The 21562-nt window shown below is 35.6% G+C and carries 24 protein-coding genes and 2 other annotated features; of the genes, 21 read left to right on the top strand and 3 right to left on the bottom strand.

Translation table 11 applies throughout. The features are described from left to right. Together NE544_RS01420 and NE544_RS01415 are read right to left on the bottom strand one after the other, a co-directional pair. Positions 1-246 (bottom strand): hypothetical protein, encoded by a 246-nt coding sequence (locus NE544_RS01420; protein ID WP_256268079.1) that lies wholly within the window; start codon positions 244-246, stop codon positions 1-3. Positions 247-360: 114 nt separating this feature from the next. Continuing rightward, the gene (locus tag NE544_RS01415) at positions 361-612 is read right to left on the bottom strand and encodes a cyclase family protein (RefSeq protein WP_256268078.1); all 252 of its coding nucleotides are present in this window, start codon (positions 610-612) and stop codon (positions 361-363) included. Between the two features lie 75 nt (positions 613-687). Between NE544_RS01415 and dxr the strand changes: the two genes are divergently transcribed. The 5 genes from dxr (at position 688) to NE544_RS01390 (ending at position 7374) form a co-directional block, all read left to right on the top strand. Beyond that, a complete protein-coding gene (gene dxr, locus NE544_RS01410; protein ID WP_118114531.1) occupies positions 688-1824 on the top strand; it encodes a 1-deoxy-D-xylulose-5-phosphate reductoisomerase in 1137 nt (378 codons plus the stop codon). 51 nt (positions 1825-1875) lie between these two features. Continuing rightward, complete coding sequence (locus NE544_RS01405) at positions 1876-3411, top strand: hypothetical protein (RefSeq protein WP_256268077.1); 1536 nt, start codon at positions 1876-1878, stop codon at positions 3409-3411. 65 nt (positions 3412-3476) lie between these two features. Next, the gene (locus NE544_RS01400; RefSeq protein ID WP_256268076.1) at positions 3477-4988 is read left to right on the top strand and encodes a PHP domain-containing protein; all 1512 of its coding nucleotides are present in this window, start codon (positions 3477-3479) and stop codon (positions 4986-4988) included. A 40-nt stretch (positions 4989-5028) separates the two neighbouring features. Further along, positions 5029-5227: a binding site (T-box leader), on the top strand. Positions 5228-5266: 39 nt separating this feature from the next. Beyond that, positions 5267-7192, top strand: coding sequence for a methionine--tRNA ligase (gene metG, locus NE544_RS01395; protein WP_256268075.1), 1926 nt, complete (start codon positions 5267-5269; stop codon positions 7190-7192). Continuing rightward, complete coding sequence (locus NE544_RS01390; protein ID WP_256268074.1) at positions 7192-7374, top strand: hypothetical protein; 183 nt, start codon at positions 7192-7194, stop codon at positions 7372-7374. Before metG ends, NE544_RS01390 begins: the two co-directional genes overlap by 1 nt. Positions 7375-7430: 56 nt before the next feature. Here NE544_RS01390 and NE544_RS01385 read toward each other — a convergent pair whose 3' ends face one another. After that, a complete protein-coding gene (locus tag NE544_RS01385) occupies positions 7431-8555 on the bottom strand; it encodes a GGDEF domain-containing protein (protein ID WP_256268073.1) in 1125 nt (374 codons plus the stop codon). Positions 8556-8762: 207 nt separating this feature from the next. Between NE544_RS01385 and NE544_RS01380 the strand changes: the two genes are divergently transcribed. From NE544_RS01380 to NE544_RS01305, 16 genes are all read left to right on the top strand, one after another. Next, entirely contained in the window at positions 8763-8939 is a 177-nt protein-coding gene (locus NE544_RS01380; protein ID WP_158570470.1) for a hypothetical protein, read from the top strand. A 49-nt stretch (positions 8940-8988) separates the two neighbouring features. Further along, on the top strand, positions 8989-9267 hold the full coding sequence (locus tag NE544_RS01375) for a hypothetical protein (protein WP_256268072.1): 279 nt from the start codon (positions 8989-8991) through the stop codon (positions 9265-9267). Between the two features lie 9 nt (positions 9268-9276). Further along, entirely contained in the window at positions 9277-10053 is a 777-nt protein-coding gene (locus tag NE544_RS01370; RefSeq protein ID WP_256268071.1) for a PTS sugar transporter subunit IIC, read from the top strand. Between the two features lie 9 nt (positions 10054-10062). Further along, the gene (locus tag NE544_RS01365; RefSeq protein ID WP_256268070.1) at positions 10063-10827 is read left to right on the top strand and encodes a PTS system mannose/fructose/sorbose family transporter subunit IID; all 765 of its coding nucleotides are present in this window, start codon (positions 10063-10065) and stop codon (positions 10825-10827) included. Positions 10828-10912: 85 nt separating this feature from the next. Next, positions 10913-11641 (top strand): bifunctional 2-polyprenyl-6-hydroxyphenol methylase/3-demethylubiquinol 3-O-methyltransferase UbiG, encoded by a 729-nt coding sequence (locus tag NE544_RS01360; protein ID WP_256268069.1) that lies wholly within the window; start codon positions 10913-10915, stop codon positions 11639-11641. Between the two features lie 60 nt (positions 11642-11701). After that, the gene (locus tag NE544_RS01355) at positions 11702-12313 is read left to right on the top strand and encodes a class I SAM-dependent methyltransferase (RefSeq protein ID WP_256268068.1); all 612 of its coding nucleotides are present in this window, start codon (positions 11702-11704) and stop codon (positions 12311-12313) included. A 104-nt stretch (positions 12314-12417) separates the two neighbouring features. Beyond that, positions 12418-12489 (top strand) — a sequence feature (ribosomal protein L21 leader region). Positions 12490-12519: 30 nt separating this feature from the next. Then, positions 12520-12822, top strand: coding sequence for a 50S ribosomal protein L21 (gene rplU, locus NE544_RS01350; RefSeq protein ID WP_003864193.1), 303 nt, complete (start codon positions 12520-12522; stop codon positions 12820-12822). 2 nt (positions 12823-12824) lie between these two features. Beyond that, complete coding sequence (locus tag NE544_RS01345; protein ID WP_117573511.1) at positions 12825-13139, top strand: ribosomal-processing cysteine protease Prp; 315 nt, start codon at positions 12825-12827, stop codon at positions 13137-13139. 3 nt (positions 13140-13142) lie between these two features. After that, positions 13143-13427 carry a 50S ribosomal protein L27 gene (rpmA, locus tag NE544_RS01340; RefSeq protein WP_003864191.1) on the top strand — a complete coding sequence of 95 codons (285 nt, stop codon included), beginning with the start codon at positions 13143-13145 and terminating at the stop codon, positions 13425-13427. A gap of 64 nt (positions 13428-13491) precedes the next feature. Then, positions 13492-14772 carry a GTPase ObgE gene (gene obgE / locus NE544_RS01335; RefSeq protein ID WP_256268067.1) on the top strand — a complete coding sequence of 427 codons (1281 nt, stop codon included), beginning with the start codon at positions 13492-13494 and terminating at the stop codon, positions 14770-14772. A 60-nt stretch (positions 14773-14832) separates the two neighbouring features. After that, positions 14833-15582, top strand: a complete 750-nt coding sequence (locus NE544_RS01330; protein WP_256268066.1) for an exodeoxyribonuclease III — start codon at positions 14833-14835, stop codon at positions 15580-15582. 1 nt (position 15583) lies between these two features. Beyond that, the gene (ruvA, locus tag NE544_RS01325; RefSeq protein WP_118114543.1) at positions 15584-16162 is read left to right on the top strand and encodes a Holliday junction branch migration protein RuvA; all 579 of its coding nucleotides are present in this window, start codon (positions 15584-15586) and stop codon (positions 16160-16162) included. Between the two features lie 5 nt (positions 16163-16167). After that, entirely contained in the window at positions 16168-17178 is a 1011-nt protein-coding gene (gene ruvB / locus NE544_RS01320) for a Holliday junction branch migration DNA helicase RuvB (protein WP_117926609.1), read from the top strand. Between the two features lie 48 nt (positions 17179-17226). Continuing rightward, the gene (locus NE544_RS01315) at positions 17227-18771 is read left to right on the top strand and encodes a DHH family phosphoesterase (protein WP_256268065.1); all 1545 of its coding nucleotides are present in this window, start codon (positions 17227-17229) and stop codon (positions 18769-18771) included. 31 nt (positions 18772-18802) lie between these two features. Then, positions 18803-19324: an adenine phosphoribosyltransferase gene (locus NE544_RS01310; protein WP_147568182.1), complete on the top strand. Its 522-nt coding sequence runs from the start codon at positions 18803-18805 to the stop codon at positions 19322-19324. Between the two features lie 33 nt (positions 19325-19357). Continuing rightward, positions 19358-21562, top strand: a complete 2205-nt coding sequence (locus NE544_RS01305) for a bifunctional (p)ppGpp synthetase/guanosine-3',5'-bis(diphosphate) 3'-pyrophosphohydrolase (RefSeq protein WP_256268064.1) — start codon at positions 19358-19360, stop codon at positions 21560-21562.

Here is a 21562-nt window from a genome sequence, read left to right as displayed (position 1 = left end):
TTATTCATACCAAGCAATCGCTCGAATAGGAAAGCCTTCACAGTTTTCAATTTTAAGTGGGAAACAACTAAGCCAAAATAATTCATCACCACATTGTTCTAAATGCGTGAGATTTTCTATATTCACAATATCTGTATCTTTAAATAATGCTTTGTGTCGATTCAGATTATTATCACGCAGGGGGTCTAATCCCATTACGTCAAAGCCAATGCCTTTGAAGTTTCCTTGAATTATAAGGGAAGTCATTAAAGTAAGTTTCGTCTTTGAAATGTTTGTCCCAACCAAGATTGAAGAGAAGAAAATCAGCCAACTTGGCTTTATCTATATTGATTTTATCCATGGCGATGACTTGTCCTTCTTTTAAATCCTACAATCAACGACAAGAGCTTTGCCGATGAATTGTTCTGGGGAAAATTGATCTAAAGTCTTTTGGTTCGCAAAAATATGAGCCGGTGGATCCATGTGTGTTCCTACATGAGAATACATTTGAAGGAGTGTTTCTTTAAAACCATCCTTTTCATAGGTGCTTTTTGTGGTTAATTTTGGTGTTTCACTACCCGGAAAGACGGGCATATCTTCCGAAATAGTATGTGTTAAATCAATGACTTTCATAATTTACCTCCAATTACTATTTAACCACATCTTTTATCTGTATTGTGTTAAAATGATAAGTACAGGTGATGAATTATGAAAAGAATATTATTATTAGGAGCTACAGGCTCTATCGGTTTACAAACAGTGGATGTGATTGAACAACATCCAGACCAATTTTGTCTAGTTGGTATTGCGGCTGGACATCAAGTGGATGTAATGCAGAAAATTATTGATAAACATCCAACAATTCAGGTAGCTGGTATTTCAGATGTTTCAAAGGCCAAAGAATTAAGTGGTGTTACTGTTTATAGTGGCAATGAAGCCATGGTTCAATGTATTGAAAACTGTGAATATGATTTGTTGGTGAATGCCGTTGTTGGATTTAGAGGATTAAAGCCTACATTAACATCTTTAAAAAAAGGAATTGATGTGGCATTGGCTAATAAAGAAAGCTTGGTTGCGGGCGGTGTTTTGGTACGTCAGACATTGCAGGAAACAAACACCAAACTATATCCAATTGATTCAGAACACTCAGCCATCTTTCAATCCTTGCAGGGAAATCGTAGTGAAGATGTGAAACGTTTAATTATTACGGCAAGTGGTGGTAGTTTTAGAGATAAAACAAGGGATGAGTTAAGTGATGTAACAGTAGAACAGACTTTAAAACATCCAAACTGGAATATGGGAAAACGAATCACAGTGGATAGTGCAACAATGGTCAATAAAGGTTTTGAAGTGATTGAAGCACACTATTTATTTGATTTGCCGTATGAAAAAATCGATACAGTGTTACATCGTCAAAGCATCGTGCATTCTATGGTTGAATACAATGACAATGCAATTATTGCACAACTTGGATCTGCCGATATGCGTTTACCAATTCAATATGCGTTATGTTATCCAGATCGTCCGGTATTAAAGGAAGATCATCCTTTGGATATGACAAAAACAATGGATTTGAACTTTAAAGAAATGGATTATGTTCGTTATCCAATGTTGAAACTAGCCTATGAAATTGGTAAAAAAGAAGGAAATCTAGGTGCCGTATTTAATGGAGCGGATGAACAGGCAGTACAGCTATTTTTAGATAAAAAGATTTCATTTTTACAAATTGAAGAAAGTATTGAACAAGCTTGTAAGCAGGCAAAATATATTGAAAACCCTACAATTGATCAATTAGAAGCAACGGATGCGTGGGCTCGAAAGTTTGTTGTTGAATATTGGGACTAGACCAATTGATATTTTGGGAGTAAAATAATGAAATGGAATGGAGGGTTTGTCGTGAATAAAGCAAAGGTTTATTGTGTCGCTAGTGCTGTAGCAGTTTGTGTGGCTTCAAATCCAAATATGGATGTGCTTGCCAAACAAGTACAGCCAGTAAAATTAGAAGAAAAAGCCCAACAGACAATTACTGCCGATGATTTTATCAAACAATATTTGAGTACAAAAGAAATTGTTAAAGATAGTACAAATAAAGATGTAGAAAAATATACATTGATCACTAAGGCGGATGAAAAAAATTATTCTTTCGTATTAGCAGGAGATCAATTGTTTAAAGTCTTGACTAAAGAAAATCAGGATCAAATCAAAACAGCTTATGAAACAGCATACGCAAATGCAGGTATGAAAAAAGCTGAAGGATGTACTTTAAGTGCATATGAAATTGTTGTAGCTGAGGCTAATACATTGATTCTAAACGCTAAAACAGCTTTAGATACATCTTTAAAAGATGCACAAAGTTTAGATTCTACAATCTTTACTGCAGATAGCTATGCCGCTTTAAAAACGGTGATGGATGAATCAAGCCTTTTGGTTCAATCAACAACTTCAACTTTAGAACAATTTACACAAGAGTTAGTGAAGCTGGATAATGCAAAAAAAGCATTGATCAATGTTTCTGGATTAAAAGCTATCGTAGATCAATCAAGTACATATGTAAAGGATAGCTATACCAACAAAAGCTATACTGCATATGAAGCGAGTTTGAATGAAGCTAAGCAAGTATTAGAAAATGGTGCAAGTACTGTTGAAGACATTGAAAAGGCACAGTCTGCTTTAAATGCGGCAGCTGCTTCTTTAGTTAAAAAAGCGGATTTCTCTAAATTGAATGAAAAAGTGCAGGAAGCTAGTGAAGTCTTAGAATCCAATAAGGATATGCTTGAAGAAGAGTCTTATAATAACTTCAAGAAAGAATTGGATGATTGTAGTCTTGTACTTTCAAATGATGAATCAACACAGGCAAAAGTGGATGAAACGTTAGCTCATCTAAATGCATATTTAGACGATAATACAAACTTTGTATACAAGGTGGTTACTTTAGAAGAAAAGGTTGCACCAAAAGTAGAAACAAGTAATGAATTATTAGTGCAAACACCAGTTGTACAAGAACAACCGCAAGTTGTGGCTCCAACTGTAGAAACAAAGAATGTGGAAGCTGCAAAAGTGGAAACTGCAGTCAAACAAGAGGTTACAAGTACGGCAGCTAATAATTTCATTAAGACATACTTAACGAGTGCAAGTGGAAATATCTTTACAAGTGCCAACAACTTGAATTATCAAAAGATTCTTTCTGCGATGCCTAGCTGGGTAAAATTATCTGCAACTGATAAAAATGCAGTGAATGCAGAATTGGTGAATAAAGTTGGTAAAAAGTATCAGCGTTTATTGCAGGAAGCACAAAAATTTAGTATGAATGCAGGAAAATATACGCCTGTAAATACATCAACAAATACAAATGTAACGATTTATTCATGGTTATGTATGATGTCTTTAGGTGCATTAGCATTTGCACTAAAACGTTTAAGAAAACAAGATTAAGGGCTATGGCCCTTTTTTTCATGCTTAAAAATTGTTATAATAACGAAAGAAAGGCTTATGATTTTATGAAACAACAGAAATACAATTTTAAAGATCTAACTCTAGCATACTTTCAAAAAAAATCGAAATTGTATCGTGCAGGTGGATATAAATATGCCACTCCATTAAAACGGAATCTAAGAGATTACCAAAATCATTTCTTTGCGTTTTTGATGGATGTCAACATTTGTTTATTGCCTGTTTATATATGGGTTCTTGAGTTTTTATTAATTATGTGTGGATTGATTCCACCACACTTCTTTGATTTATTATTCTACTTAATGTTTGCTTTGTTATTTGTATCTAGTGTATTATTACTTGCGTTTTTTACAGCACGAACAAATGGGCAGTCATTTGGATATGCTATTATGGATTTGAAATTGGTTCGTAGAAACAAAAAAGAGGCGATGCCAATCCATTTGATCTTACGACAAGCATTGGGATTTGGTCTTCCTTTGATGATTTTAGGGTTCTTCTTTCAAGTGCCAGGAGTCATTTTATGGTGGGTCATTAATGGTATTGTTGTCTTAATCACTCCAAACCAACAAACTCTATTTGATTTGATTTTTGGCTTGGTTCCTGTAAATGAACCAGATCAGGAAATTCGTTTTGAAACAAAGGTGGAACCAGCTTTAGTAAAAGAAGAGTTGGTTGTGACTCCAATCGATTTACATATTCGTTCAAACTACAGTGATGATGGTTATTATGATGTAGAAGAATTATTCAAACAAGCCAAAGAAAATCACTTGGAAGTTATCTCAATCACAGACCACAACTGTGCAAGAGCGAATGCGGCAGCGGTTCGTTTTTCAAGTTTGTACAACATTCAATATATTCCAGGCGTGGAAGTGGATGCACAATATAAAAGAATGCGAGTACGTATTCTAGGTTATTATATTGACTGGACGAATGAAGTGTTTGAAGTGTTAGAACAAAATTCTTTGAAGCGTGAAAAAGATTTATCCATGGAGCGTGTTGAAAAATTCGAAAATTACTCAGGCATTCGTATTGATGTAGATTCATTAATTTCAAATTCTCGTTTCCAAACGATTACACCAACAGAAATCACAAAGATGGTGTTCCATAACGAAAGAACGCGTTTGTTGCCTTTTGTGAAGAAATATATTGATAGTTGTGAAAGTGAGAGTGTTGCGATGTCTCGTTTTGAAACCGATGTATTTGGTAAGAATGGACCTTGTTATGTAAAGGCTAACTATCCGGATGCGAAAGCAGTCATTGATGCGATTCATAGTGCTGGAGGTATTGCGATTTTATCAAGCTGGCATTTAGATTATATTTCAGATGATGTTTTAGAAGAAATTGTGGATTTAGGTATGGATGGAGTGGAATGCTTCTCTAATGATATTCATGAACAAACGGTTGCGGCTGCATTGAAAATTGTTCAGAAACGCAAATTATTCGTATCTTGTGGTAGTGATTATCATGGTCCTACTAAGCCAAAATATCATATGGGTGTTTCAAATTGTCCTGAAAAAGCTTTACCGTTGGTAAAAATTTTGACAAAAGCTGCGAAATAAATTTGCTCAAAATACGTTTTATAGCGTATAATAAACAAGTCAATAAGCTTAGAAAAGAAGAGTATTTATATGGCGTACTAAAGAGAGCAGATGGTTTGGTGTGAATCTGCGTACAATATATAGAGAAGATGGTCTTGGAGCTTCTTTATCGATAGGTAGGTAAAGACGTATGCTGGCGTTAACAGCTTGAGGTGTGAAAACACAAACTAAGGTGGTACCACGAAGCTTTCGTCCTTGGATGAAGGCTTTTTTTATTTGTATGATAGGAGGAAATAAAGATGACACAAAAGAAAGAACCATTTTATTTAACAACGGCCATTGCGTATACATCAGGTAGACCTCACATTGGGAATACATATGAAATTATCTTGTCGGATGCGATTGCTCGTTTTAAAAGAGCACAAGGATATGATGTATTCTTCCAGACAGGTACAGATGAGCATGGTGTAAAAATTGAAGAAAAGGCAAAAGCTGCAGGTGTAAGTCCACAAGAATTCGTGGATGGTGTGGCTGCTCAAATTAAATCAAACTGGGATTTAATGAATACAAGCTATGATTATTTTGTGCGTACTACAGATGATTATCACGTAAAAGAAGTACAAAGTATTTTTAAACGTTTATACGATCAAGGAGATATCTATAAAGGAACATATGAAGGATGGTATTGTACGCCTTGTGAATCATTCTGGACAGAATCTCAATTGGTAGATGGATGTTGCCCAGATTGTGGTCGTCCAGTTAAGAAGGCAAAAGAAGAAGCTTACTTCTTTAATATGCAAAAGTATGCGGATCGCTTAATTAAATACATTGAAGATCATCCTGATTTCATTCAACCAGAATCTCGTAAGAATGAAATGCTGAATAACTTCTTGCGTCCAGGATTACAAGATCTTTGTGTATCTCGTACATCATTTACATGGGGAGTTCCTGTTGACTTTGATCCAAAACACGTAGTATACGTTTGGATTGATGCATTAAGCAACTATATCACTACACTTGGCTATCATGCCAATGGTGTTAGTGATGAAAACTTCAACAAATACTGGCCAGCAACACACATTATTGGTAAAGATATTTTGCGTTTCCACACAATTTATTGGCCAATTATTTTAATGGCTTTGGATTTACCTTTGCCTAAGAAAGTATTCGGTCATCCATGGTTGCTTACGGGAAGTGACAAAATGTCTAAATCAAAAGGTAATGTTATTTATGCCGAAGATTTAGTGGCTCACTTTGGTGTAGATGCTGTTCGTTATTACTGTTTACACGAAATGCCATTTGCGCAAGATGGAACGATTACTTGGGAATTAATGATTGAAAGAATCAATTCAGACTTGGCAAACATTTTAGGAAACTTAGTATCTCGTACAATTGCGATGTCAAATAAATATTTTGGTGGTTTAGTCACAAATCCAAATGTATGTGAAGCAGTCGATGAAGAATTAAAAGCTTGTGCTTTAGAAACTAAGAAGAAAGTAGAAGCTAAGATGGAAGAACTTCGTGTTGGTGATGCATTAGATGAAGTATTCACATTGCTTCGTCGTACAAACAAGTACATTGATGAAACAATGCCTTGGGTACTCGCAAAAGATGAATCAAAACAAGATCGTTTAGCTACAGTTTTATATAACTTATTAGAATCGATTCGTATTTCAGCAGTATTATTACATTCATTCTTACCTGAAACGGCAGAAAAGATGTTCGCATATTTAAATACAAAAGTAACGGATTTAGATTCTTGTGAATCTTTTGGAAACTTAGAAACAGATATTCATGTAGTTGAAAAGTGTGAACCATTGTTTGCGCGTATTGATGAGAAGAAATTTATGGAAGAATTCAATAAGAAAAAAGAAGAATCTAAAAAGGAAGAAGAAAAAGTAGAAGAAGTTACGATTGATGATTTTGCGAAACTACAATTCAAAGTCGGTACGATTGTGAAGTGTGAACCACATCCAAAGGCAGATCGTTTATTGGTTGAACAAATTGATTTGGGTGGTGAAGTTCGTCAAATCGTGAGTGGTATTGCGAAACACTACAAGCCAGAAGAATTGATTGGAAAACAAGTTGTCGTAGTGACAAACTTAAAACCAGTAAAATTACGTGGTGTAGAATCTTATGGTATGATTTTGTGTGCTACAGATGATAAAGACTTGTCATTTGTCACAGTCGCAAAAGAAATGCCTAATGGCGTAACTGTTCGCTAATGAATGATAAACAAAAGGTTGTTTTTAAACAATTACAGCTGGCTGGACTTGGCGTTGTCGTCTTTGTGTTTGGCTTGTTGTATCAAGAAAAAGCCATTTCCATTGTAGGAATCTGTATCTTGATCTTTGGCTTATTAAGAACCTACTACATTAAAAAAATAATCGATAAACTAGATGAGTGAATAAAATTGCTCATCTTTTTTTGTGCAAAATAAAAAAGGCGATGAACTCGCCTTGATTACTGCATTAAACGATGCATATTTTTAGCTTCATACATGGAATCGTCCATTGCAGATAAGAATGTATCAATATTTCCGTTGTATTTTGCGATTCCAATCGAGAAAGATAAATGGAATGGTTCTTTTGATTTTAAATTAAATTGTCGAACATTATATTTAATTTGTTTCTTTAAAGCCAAGGCTTCTTCGTCTGATTTGAGTTTCGCAAAGATCACAAATTCATCTCCACCCATACGAATGGCAACTGAATCTTTATCAATCGAATGTTGTAGAATTTTACCAAACTGTATGAGGGCATAATCACCTTTTAAATGTCCATATGTATCATTGATGGCTTTAAAATCATTGATATCCATCAAGAATCCGTATACATGTTTTGGTTTATCGTTTTGTAGCTTATTCAGATAATGGTTCATGTATTTTCGATTGTAAAGTCCGGATAAATCATCAATAAAGGATATAGATATTTGAATTTCAATGTAAACTATGATAAATGCGATTGCGACACATAGCCAAATCGTAGAAACTCCAAAGAAGAAACCTTGAATCATGGTGCCGATCATACAAGGGATGATAACGTAGTAAATGGGAAAGAATTCTACTAAAATGGAATCATATTTAGCTTTATGAACAGTATATATACTTTCGATATAATAAATAAAGACAAAAATATATAAAATAAAATTCATGGGACCACGAGTATATACATTTTCCTTTGAAATATCAAAGATGATACCCGTTCCCAATAAATTGATAATGATCAAGATTGTGGCAATGATCAATGGAATGGCTAAGATTCTTGATTTCTTCTTGATGCGCTCAAAATTTCTATGAATATGATATTCTACGAATAAACACCAACAATATCCGATGATGCCTGAGCTAGCTGAAGAAATTGTATTTGAGATATATTGTAAAATATGAAGGATAAAACCTGGGCGTGCATCAATGATAAAACTAAGTGTTTCATTGATCGTGGCAATAAAGGTAACTATAAGCATAAAGTTATAGGCTTTTTCATCAAACTGATTCGTTTGCGCAATACGAATTCGATATAACAATAAGAAGATTACTAAAAATGCACCAGTCCCGTTTGCCACTAGTATCTCGGGTATGTTGATCATAATAAACTCCGTTTCTTTTTGGTTAGTTAATTTAATGATAATCCTCTTTAAAAGAACTTGCAAATGAGAAATTGGTTCTTATGTAAATTATAATTAACATAGATTAAGGATGAATTAAGTGTTGGATAAATGTTTGTTCAATCGTATGTAGTCATATTGTACTTTATTTAAAGCGTTTTATACTAAAGGTGTAAGGGAGGTACAGATATGACTATGATTAAAAATTCCATTGTAGAAATCTTTATTTTACTACTTTGCACATGTACCGTTTTTATTTATAAACTACCGCATACAATCAACACTTGGTTATTGAATTCAATTGTGATTGTGGTAATGAGCATTTGTATTCTTAGAATTGCACTTAAAATGATGAATCATAAATAATCTTGGCTTTTCCTAAGGGGAAAGCCTTTTCTTGTGGTATATTATAGGTATGAAAAAGTTTTTAAAAGATATTGCACAAGGCGTATATGATGGACTACAAGAAAATGAAGCTACACATAATCAATACAGTTTTCAAGAAATCTATGATGTAATCCAGGAATTTGTATCCTATCTTTTTGTTGGCATGATTCTAAGTGTAGGAGCAATTTTTGCCTATCCTTACTACAAAGCATTTATATCATTAGGTGCGGTACTCCTTCTTGTATGGGCATTTATCTTGTATTATTTTTTAAATTCAAAGGATTTTAAAAAAATCAAAAAGAAATGAGGAAGAGGTATGCAGACTATTTTAGTTTTACTTGTGGCATTTGTCGCAGGCATTGAAGGCATCTTGGATGAGTTTGAATTTCATCAACCCATTGTTGCCTGTACTTTAATTGGTTTAGTGACAAACCATTTAGCAGAAGGATTATTATTAGGTGGATCTTTACAATTGATTGCCTTAGGGTGGGCCAATATTGGTGCGGCCGTTGCACCCGATGTATGTTTAGCGAGTGTGATTTCATCTATATTGATGATTCATGGACTTGAAAGTGCAATTGAAGCTAGATATGTGATTGCGTTTAGTATTGCATTGGCAATTCCATTATCTTTAGTTGGTTTATCTTTGACAAAGGTATGTCGTAATTTAGCAATCCAACTTGTACATAAAATGGACGAAACAAAGAAAGTTTCTTATTATCAATGGATTGGCATTTGTATGCAAGGAATTCGTGTTTTAATTCCGACGGTTGTATTATTATTGATCCCTTCATCCGTGATTTGTTCAATCTTGGAAATGATTCCTGTTTCAATTTATAAAGGATTATTGATTGGTTCTGGAGTCGTTTGTGTGGTTGGCTTTGCGATTGTAGCGAATGTATTAGGCTCTAAATTTACATATCCATTCTTTATGATTGGATTTGGTTTGGCATGCATGACAAGCTTGTCTTTACTATCGTTATGCTTTATTGGTGGTGGTTTAGTTTGGCTATATATGTTGTTGAATGCGAAAGAAAAATCGAATAAGACAAGTGATGATCCGTTAGGGGACATCTTAAATGATTATGAGTAGGTGGTTTATATGAAAAAGAGTACAAGATTAAAGGTTTGTTTAAACCATCAATATTTACAAGGTTCATGGAACTTTGAGTGTATGCAAAATGGTGGCTGGTGCTACGGCTTGCTTCCGGCATTGAAAGAATTATATCCAAACAAAGAAGATTATGATTTGGCTGTAGAGCGCCATTTAAAGTTCTATAATACACATCCATATGTTTCTGCTCCCATTGTTGGTATTGTCTTGGCTATGGAAGAAGAAAAGGCAAAAGGTGCTGATATTTCAAATACATCCATTCAAGATGTAAAGATTGGCTTGATGGGATCGTTGGCAGGTGTAGGAGATCCAGTATTCTGGTTTACAATGCGTCCAATTCTTGCAGCCGTTGGCGCATCATTAGCTTTATCACAAAATATTCTAGGACCTATTTTCTTCTTTGTGGCATGGAACGTACTTCGCTTTGGCTTTCTTTGGATTACACAAGAGCTTGGTTATAAGAAAGGTACTAAGTTGATTACGGACTTATCGGATACATTCTTAAAGAACGTAACATTAGCTGCAAGTATGCTCGGAATGTTTGTGGTTGGAATTTTAGTTCAGAGATTTGTACAAATCAATGTAGTTAACATTCAATCGGATTTAGATATGGTATTGCCTGGAGTTCTTTCTTTATGTCTATTCTTTGGTTGTACAAAGATATTAAAAAAAGGTTTTTCACCCGTATTATTGATTGTCATTTTATTTATTCTTTGTATCATTTTGGAAATGGCAGGAATCTTAGTGATTTAAGTCTAAAAATATGATTTGTATACTTCGTACAATTGTATTATTTAAGAAGAAAAAGATAAATCGGAAGTTGTGGAGGTAATTATCAATGAGAAATATTTACGATAATAGTGAATTTTTTGCCGCATATGCTGAAATGGGAAGAAGCAAAGATGGTCTGAAAGCTGCTGGAGAGTGGCATCAGTTGCAACCGTTATTCCCCGAATTACAGGGGAAAAAAGTTTTGGATTTAGGATGTGGTTACGGGTGGCATTGCAAATATGCCGCACAAATGGGAGCTGCTGAAATTCTTGGTATTGATAGTAGTAAAAAAATGATTGCAAAAGCTGTAGCTGATAACTCTGATGACAAAATCAAGTATGAAGTTTGCAGTGTTGAAGAATACATTTATCCTGAGAATACTTATGACCTAGTTGTTTCTAATTTGGTACTACACTATATTGAAAATTTAGCCAATGTTTATCAAAAGGTGTATTGCACATTAAAAGTAGGTGGGGATTTCCTGTTCAACATTGAACATCCGACTTTCACCGCAGGTGTTAATGAGGATTGGATTTATGATGAAAATGGGAAACCTAAATATTGGCCAATCGACAATTACTATTACACAGGCGAAAGAGAAACCAATTTTCTTGGTCAACGAGTAATTAAACAGCACCACACATTAACGCAGATATTGAATCCACTTATAAAATGTGGTTTTCAAATTGAGGCTATTGAGGAAGCAATGCCTCCGGCAGATATGATGGGTATGCCGGAAATGTGTGATGAAATGCGTAGACCTATGATGTTGTTGGTTAAGGTTAAAAAGGTTTAATAAACAACTTTCAGTTTGTAGAAGTAAGGAAATCGGTATTTGTGGAGGAGGAATTCTGTAATGAAATTTTTTGAAAATACCCGTAAGCCACAAGGCTTCGGCGGAAAATTGATGACGAAGATGATGAACACCGGTCACGCCAAATTATCGCAATGGGGATTCTCAAATATCTCCGCGAAGTCTGATGCTGTAGTGCTGGATGTCGGCTGTGGCGGCGGAGCAAATATTGCGGTCTGGCTTGATAGATGTAGAAATGGCCACGTGACAGGAATGGATTATTCTGAGGTTAGTGTGGCAGAATCTCAAAAATTGAACGCCCTCGCCATTAAACAAGGGAAATGTAATGTAGTTCAAGGAGATGTATCTGCTATACCCTTTTCTGACGCGACTTTTGATTATGTTTCTGCCTTCGAAACAGTTTACTTTTGGCCAGGATTAGTAAAATGCTTTTCCGAGGTCAATCGTGTGCTGAAAAGCGAAGGCATATTCCTGATTTGTAACGAGAGTGACGGAACGAATGCCGCAGATGAAAAATGGACAAAGATGATCAATGGTATGAAGATTTACACATCTGAACAACTTGTTGCCACTTTGAAAGAAGCGGGTTTTACAGAGATCAAAACGTATTCAAATGCAAAAAATCATTGGATAAGTATTGTTGCAAGGAAATAGCCGAATTCCAGTTTATCAGTATAAAACATAGAGCTAAAAAATAGAATTTTAACTTGACGTATTGCTTTATATCCTTTAAAATATCAATGTTGCAAACTCCGTGTATGGACTTGCAACCGCCCAGAAAAGGTTTTAAGTTGAAATTTCACACCTTGATGGCGAGTATCAAGCTAAATGTGAAAAAAGAATGAATAGGAGGTGCACACATGTACGCAATTATCGAAACTGGTGGAAAACAGATCCGTGTTGAAAAGGATGCTGTTATCTTCGTTGAAAAATTAGAAGCTAACGAAGGAGACACAGTTACATTTGACAAAGTATTATACGCTGATGGAAAATTTGGTAAACCATTCGTAGAAGGTGCAAAGGTAACTGGTGTTGTTGAAAAACAAGGCAAAGGAAAGAAAATCACTATCGTGAAATATAAAGCCAAAAAATCTTCAACACGTCGTAAACAAGGACACCGTCAACCTTACACTCGTGTAAAAATTGAAGCTATCGAAGCTTAATTATGATTAAAATTAAAATTGCTAGAGATGAACATGGGATTTCATTGATCTCTATGCAGGGACATGCTGAGTATGATCAGTATGGAAAAGATATCGTCTGTTCTGCAGCCAGTACCATTATTATTGGTGGTATTAACGCAATCGCACAGCTTGGCTATTTAAGTTTCATTTCTTATAAAGTAGATGCAGGAGATGTTGAATTAGAAATAAACAATACGGAATGTGCTGAACTACAAATCATATTGAATACGCTATTGGTTCAGTTTCAAAGTATTGAAGAGAGTTATCCTAAATACATACAAGTACAGGAGGTGTAAAAAATGTTATTAAAATTAGACTTACAGTTATTCGCTTCTAAAAAGGGAGTTGGTTCTACAAAGAACGGTCGTGATTCTCACTCAAAACGTTTAGGAGCTAAATTAGCTGATGGACAATCTTGTCACGCTGGAAGCATTATTTATCGTCAACGTGGAACAAAAATTCATCCAGGAACTAACGTAGGACGTGGTGCTGATGATACATTGTTCGCATTAGTTAACGGTGTTGTTAAATACGAACGTCTTGGTAAAGATAAAAAGAAAGTTTCTGTTTATCCACAAGCTTAACAAGTGTGAAATTTAAGATCCCGTTGCTGGGATCTTTTTTAATGAGAAAGAAAGGAGGGTATATATGTTTGTAGATCAGGTCAAAGTTCATATAAAAGCAGGTAAAGGTGGAGATGGTTTAGTAAGTTTTCGCCATGAGAAATATGTTGCCTATGGTGGACCTTTTGGAGGCGATGGAGGTAACGGCGGAGATGTCATTTTTGAAGCCGATCCAGGAATGACAACACTTTTAGATTTACGTTATCATCGTAAAATTATCGCAACTCCAGGTGAAAAAGGTAAAAACAAAAAAATGCACGGAGCCAATGGAGAACATAAAGTAGTAAAAGTTCCATTAGGAACGATTGTAAAGAGAAGTGATAATAATCAAGTACTTGCTGACTTGACAAAACCACACCAACGCCAAGTTGTAGCACATGGTGGTCGTGGAGGTCGTGGTAACTGGCATTTTAGATCAAGTCATAATACAGCACCAAAATATGCAGAACAAGGTATATTGGGTGAAGAATTTGATTGTATTGTAGAACTTAGAGTACTTGCCGATGTTGGATTGGTAGGATTCCCTAGTGTAGGAAAATCTACATTCCTAGATGCTGTTAGTAAAGCGCGTCCAGAAATTGGAGATTATCCATTTACGACAATCACACCAAATGTTGGGGTTGTACAAACCGGAGATGGAAGAAGCTTTGTACTAGCCGATTTACCAGGACTTATTGAAGGAGCAAGTGATGGTAAAGGTTTAGGTCACCAGTTCTTGCGTCACATTGAAAGATGTTGTGTTATTATTCACGTTATTGATATGGGTGCAGAAGATGGAAGAGATCCATTAAATGATTATGAAGTCATTAATAATGAGTTGAAGTCTTATCAAATTCGTTTGTTGGAAAGACCACAAATCGTTGTCGCAAATAAAATGGATATGGAAAATGCCGAAGAAAATGTTCGTCGTTTTAAAGAAAAGTATCCTGATATTCCAGTATATGAAACAACAACGATTATTCATGAAGGCTTAGACCCGGTACTAAGAAAAGCAGCCGATCTTCTTGCGACAACACCAGCATTCCCAATTACGGAAGATACAGGTGAGACAGGTGTTATGTATACATTTGAAGAGAAGAAGAAAGACATCATTATTGAAAAAGAAGAGGATGGCGTATGGAATGTTTCAGGTCCTAAACTTGAGCGTGTATTTGACATCAATAAGTTGAATACAGAAGAAGACTTCTATTTATTTGCCAATAAGATGCGTTATCTTGGAATTGATACAGCCTTAAGAGAAGCTGGATGTCAAGATGGAGATACAGTACGTTTATTAGGCTTTGAATTTGAATTTATTGAAAACTAAGGTTACACATTGTGTAGCCTTTTCTTTTGGTGTGGTATAATGCTTCTGAGGTGTTTTTTTATGAAATGTATTTCGTGGAACGTAAACGGGATTCGTGCCGTATTAAAGAAGGATTTTGTGGAAATTCTTTATGCTTTGGACGCAGATATTTTCTGTATTCAAGAAACGAAGGCACAACCCGATCAAATTGAAGTGGATTGTGAATTTTATCCGTATCAATATATAAATAGCGCACAAAGAAAAGGCTATAGTGGAACAATGATTTTCTGTAAAGAAGAACCAGTGTCGGTTCGTTATGGAATGGATATGGAAGAACATGATACAGAAGGAAGAGTGATTACGCTTGAATATCCTGCATATTATGTTGTGACTGTTTATACACCAAACTCAGGAGATGGTCTAAAACGTTTAGATTATCGTATGGAATGGGATAAAGCGTTTAGTGCCTATTTAAAATCATTAGATAAACCAGTTATGGTTTGTGGCGATTTTAATGTGGCCAATGAAGAGATCGATATTAAAAATCCAAAGACAAATCATAAAAATGCAGGTTTTACAGATGAAGAAAGAGATAGCTTTAAGAAGTATTTATTGTCTCATTTTGTAGATACATACCGTACTTTGTATCCTGAAAAAGTAGAATATTCTTGGTGGAGTTATCGCTTTAAGGCTCGCGAAAAGAATGCGGGATGGAGAATTGATTATTGGTTAGTATCACCTGAATTAAAAGATAAAATTGTGGATGCCAAGATTTTGACGGATGTATATGGTTCCGATCACTGTCCTGTAGAATTAGATGTTGAGGTGTAATATGATTGCGTTTGTGAATGGCGTTGTAAGAATTATTCGAAGTGATCGTGTTGTGTTGGATGTGCATGGCGTAGGCTACGAAGTCTATCTGGCAAATGCTTTAAGTCAAAAAATGGGAGATGAATTGTTTCTTTATACGTATCAACATGTACGTGAGGATGCGATCTTGTTGTTTGGCTTTTTAAAAGAAGAAGACTATGAAGTGTTTATGCGTTTGATCAATGTGAAAGGCATTGGTCCTAAAACAGCACAGACTATGTTGTCGGTATGTTCGGGAAAAGAAATGATTGAAGCCATTGAAAATGATGATATCAAAAAACTTAAGTCTTTACCTGGTATTGGTGCAAAAACGGCAGGACAAATTGTTCTAGATCTAAAAGGTAAGTTTGTATCTTTGGAAACCAGTGATGGTGCTACATCAAATCCAGTGTGGGGCCAAGTTCAGGATGCGCTTTTATCACTTGGATATAAGACAAATCAATTAACGAAAATTAAAAAGGAATTAGAAAATACAGAATTAGGAGAAGATGAAATGCTAAGACAAGCGTTGATCTTACTCGCAAAAAGAAATGGAGTATAAGATAAATGCCTAGAGAAGTAGATGGAAATTTACAAGAGTGCGATAACTTTGAAAAGACATTGCGTCCGCAAAGTTTAAATGAATATATTGGGCAATCGGAATTAAAAGAAAATCTAAATGTGTTTATTCATGCGGCGAGATCTAGAAATGAAGCTTTGGATCATGTTTTATTCTACGGCCCTCCTGGACTTGGAAAAACAACATTGGCATATATTCTTGCTAATGAGATGCATGGAAATCTTAAAACAGCCAGTGGTCCTTCGATTGAAAAAAGTGGAGATCTAGCTGCGATTCTTACGACGCTTGAACCAGGAGATGTCTTATTTATTGATGAGATCCACCGCTTGCCAAAACAAGTAGAAGAAGTGTTGTATCCGGCTATGGAAGATTATTGTCTAGATATTGTGGTAGGTAAAGATTCAGCTACGGTACACAATATTCGTATTAATTTACCACCTTTTACACTTGTTGGTGCCACAACTCGTGCCGGAGATTTAAGTGCTCCTTTACGTGATCGTTTTGGGATCATTTCCCAATTGGAGTACTATAATTTATCAGACTTAGAAAAAATTGTTTATCGTACAAGTTGTGTTATGAATACGGAAATTGATAAAAATGCTGTCACAGAAATAGCTTTACGCTCACGTGGTACTCCACGTATCGCAAACCGTTTGTTTAGACGTGTGCGTGATTTTGCACAAGTCTATAATGAGGGTGTGGTTTCAAGTGAAATTGCCAAAACAGCTCTAGATCGACTTCGTGTAGATCATTTAGGTTTGGATGCGGTTGATCACAAATACTTAAAGGGTATTATTGAAAGATTTAAAGGAGGTCCCGTCGGGCTTGAAGCAATCGCATCAAGTATTGGAGAAGAGCCGATGACACTCGAAGATGTATATGAGCCTTATTTATTACAGATTGGTTTTATCAATCGTACGCCAAGAGGAAGAATTGTAACGCCTAAAGCGTATGAGCATCTTCAAATTCCTTATCAGAAAGAATTGTTCACAGATTAATAGTCTGTGAACATTTTAATATATGGTATAATAATTAGCATGGAACAAATGACAGAATTAACAAAAAAAGTATTAGAATTTTTAGAGCCCGATACATCAAAATGGGAATATTGGACAACGAGTCAGCCTTTAAATTCAATTTCTGAATCTGCATGTATGGAAAGGTTTAAAAAGCGTATAGCACAAGCTGTTTCGAATTGTGAAAAAGTAATCGTTGCCGGTGACTATGATTGTGATGGTATCAGCGCAACAACCATTATGGTTTCAGGATTAAGACAACTAGGTCTTGAGTGTGGTTTCTATATTCCAGACCGTATCAAAGAGGGGTATGGATTAAGTGAGGCGACAGTTACACTCGCACACAAAAAAGGTTATTCCTTGATTATCACAGTAGATAATGGAATTAAGAGTACGCAAGCTTTAGCATTGGCTAAAGAATTGGGTATGGATGTAATCGTAACGGACCATCATACAATGGATGAAGAGGTGAATTGCGATATTGTAGTGCATCCAACATTGATGGAATCTTGTTTTGAAACATTATGTGGAGCTGGCGTTGCCTATGAATGTATGCGTGTATTAGGCGTTGACAATGACTATCTTTTACAGCTAGCAGGCCTTGCGAGTATTTCAGATATGATGATTGTGAAAGGGCAGACGCGTGCTTTAATTCAAAATGCTTTACGTTTGATGAATCAAACGCATGAAAAACATATATTTTCATTAGCTACCGATCGTGAGTTAAATGAAACGAGTATTGGTTTTCAGGTGGTCCCAAAATTAAATGCGATTGGAAGATTAAGTAATCTTGCGAATGCGAACAATGTCGTTCGTTATTTTTTAGCACAGGACGATGAGAGTATTTTTACATTGGGTCAGCAGATTACACAGATCAATACGATTCGTAAACAATTATCGGATCAGATGCAAAAAACAGCTTTGATGAAGTGCAAAGGCAATGAAGATATCTTTATGATTGAAGATGCAAGCTTTCATGAGGGAATCATTGGTTTAGTTGCAGGATCGATTTGTGCTAGCTTTAATAAGCCTTGTATTGTCTTGGCAAAAAATGAGCAGGGGTATAAGGCAAGTATGCGAAGTCCAGAGGGCTTTAACTGTATGGATTTTTTAGGTGAATATCCACATTTTGTGACGTTTGGCGGACATGAAAATGCAGCTGGTTTTTCTTTGAATCTAAATGAATTTGATTTGTTTGAAAAATTTATTCATACACGTATCAAGGAATATACGTATAGTGTAAAAAAGAAAAATACATTAGTCATAGATGATGAAGAATTAAGCTTGGAAACCATTCAATCTTTAGATATACTTAGACCGTTTGGCCCTGGTTTTGTGTTTCCTAGTTTTGAAATCGTTCAGCCAAAAATTAAAAGTTTATATGATTTTCAAAATCATAAACATCGCAAGTATACTTTAGAATCTGGCTTGCAGTGTATGCGTTTTAACCAGAGTGAAGCGGAGTATAAAAAAAGTGTAAATGCGATTTATTCATTTATTGGAACTGTTCAAATCAATCAGTATCAGGGTCGTAAACAGGTAAATTTTGTGATTGATGAGATTGTATATGCGTAGTAAAATGGAATCAATTAGAAAGAGGTTTAGTATGGATTTAAAAGATTATATTGAGAGTATTCCAGGATTTCCTAAGGAAGGAATCGTTTTTAGAGATGTAACACCTATTCTACAAAACGCGAATGCGATGCGTTATTGTGTAGATCAATTCAATGACTTTGTGAAAAGTATTGGTGCCGATGTTGTGATTGGCCCAGAAGCACGTGGTTTCTTATTTGGTGTTCCAGTAGCTTTAGAGAATAATGTTGGTTTTGTACCCGTTAGAAAGCCAGGAAAACTTCCTAGAGAAACAGTGAATGAAACGTACGATCTAGAATATGGTCAAGATGAGCTTTGTGTCCATGCGGATGCCATTTTACCTGGGCAAAAAGTTGTGATTATCGATGATTTATTGGCTACAGGAGGTACTGTAGAAGCCATTATTAAAATGGTTGAGCGTATGCAGGCAAGCGTTGTCGGTGTAGCTTTTGTGATTGAATTGGATGATTTAAAAGGAAGAGAAAAATTTAAAGATATCCCAGTGTGTTCTTTAACACATTTTGAGGGAGAATAAAGAATTTAATTTAGGAAAGGGGGCGCAGTGATTATGAGTCAGAAAAAGCAAGTTACTTTTGAAGAGTGCATGGAGAATGTACAGACATATATAAAACGCCCAGAAAATATTGAGTTGATACAAAAGGCATATGATTTTGCCTATGAACACCATAAGGGGCAGTTTCGTAAAAGTGGAGAGCCTTATGTCATTCACGTAATTCAGGTGGCGAATACATTAGCGTTAATGCATTGTGGCCCTAAAACGATTGCGGCTGGTCTTTTACATGATACAGTCGAAGATTGTGAAGGCGTAACTACAGATACGATTATAGAATTGTTTGGTGAAGAAATCGCAACTTTGGTGGATGCAGTTACGAAAATTGGTGCCATCAAGTTTAAAGATGAAGAAGAATATTTGGCAAGTAATCATCGTAAATTGTTTATTGCGATGGCCAAAGATATTCGTGTCATCTTGATCAAATTAGCGGACCGTCTACATAACATGCGTACGTTGCAGTATATGCGTCCGGAAAAACAAAAGAAGATTGCACGTGAAACTTTGAGTGTATATGCACCGATTGCACACCGTTTAGGTATCAGTGAAATCAAAAATGAGTTGGAAGATTTGTCTTTTAAATATCTGGATTATAAGAAGTACGAAGAAATTAAAGGTTTGGTAAAACAACGTGAAAGTGATCGTAATGGTCAAGTTCAAGAAATGATTTCGGATATTGAATCGATTTTACAAGAGTATAATATTCAATATCGTATTTTTGGCCGTTCTAAACATTTCTACAGCATCTATAAAAAGATGGTTACAAAAAACAAGCGTTTTGAAGAAATTTTAGACTTATTAGCAATTCGTATTATTACAGATTCAGTGGTGCATTGTTATGAAATATTAGGTTATATCCATGCCAAATATAGACCGATTCCTGGTCGTTTTAAAGATTATATTGCGATGCCAAAAGCCAACATGTATCAGTCTTTGCATACGACGATTGTAGAGCCAGAACATGGTAATATTTTTGAAATCCAGATTCGTACTGAAGAAATGGATGCGATTGCCGAACGAGGTGTTGCGGCGCACTGGAAGTATAAAGAAAATCGTAATTATGCGCCTGAGTATGAACAAAAAGAGATTGAGGATAAACTTTCTTGGTTTAGAGATTTCTCTATGATGACCGATGAAGAGAGTGAAGATCCACTTGAATATATGAATGTACTTCAAAAAGATATTTTTGAAGCCAATGTATATTGTTTAACCCCTAGAGGTAAAGTTATTGCGTTACCTACAGGTTCTTGTCCAATCGATTTTGCGTACAGAATCCATACGGAGGTTGGTAATAAAACGGTTGGTGCTAAAGTCAATGGGGCTATTGTACCTTTGAATACGCCACTAAAAACGGGAGATGTTGTTGATATTTTAACCAACAACAACTCTGTAGGTCCAAGTGCAGACTGGATCAAAATTGTTAAGAGTGGGCATGCACGAAATAAGATTCGTACTTTCTTACAAAAACAAGAGCAGCAGTCACGCAAGGACAGTATTAAGCTAGGTCAATCGATGCTTGAAGATGAGTTTAGGCGTTTGAAGCTGGATTCAAAATTAATGGAAACCAAACGTTTAGAGTCGATTTTAACATCTTTGTCATTTAAGAGTGTGGATGATCTATATGTAGGTATTGCGAAGAAGCGTGTATCATTGCAGTCCATTGTGGATCGTTTGGTGAAGAATCGTTCGAATATGTTGGAAGATCAGGAAATTATGAAGATCTACAACAAGCAGCCATCTCACCAAGTGAAACATTCAAATTGTGGTGTTATTGTTCCAGGCGTTGATACAATTGCGGTATCTTTGGCAAATTGTTGTCGACCTATTCCGGGTGATCCAATTATTGGATATATTTCTAAAGGCCAAGGTGTGAAGGTCCATAGGGCGGATTGTCCAAATATCTTGAATGAAAAGAAACGTCTGATTCCTGTTCAATGGGAAGAGGGCTTAGATGAAAAACAATATGAAGTCAATTTGGTGGTTCATAGTGATGATCGTAACTACTTATTGAGTGATATTGTGACGACTTTGCAGCAGTGCAATGTCTATTTAAAACATGTAGATTCGGCTGTGGATGAAGGAAACTTAGAGGCAACCACAAAACTAACGGTTGCAGTAAAGAATGCAGCGCATCTACAAAATTTAATTGCGAACTTAAAAAAAGTACGAAGTGTCAATGAAGTCGTTCGTACAATTCAATAG

The sequence above is a fragment of the Holdemanella sp. MSK.7.32 genome (assembly GCF_024460475.1).
GTDB lineage: Bacteria > Bacillota_I > Bacilli_A > Erysipelotrichales > Erysipelotrichaceae > Holdemanella.
This window is presented reverse-complemented; position numbering and strand designations above follow the sequence as displayed.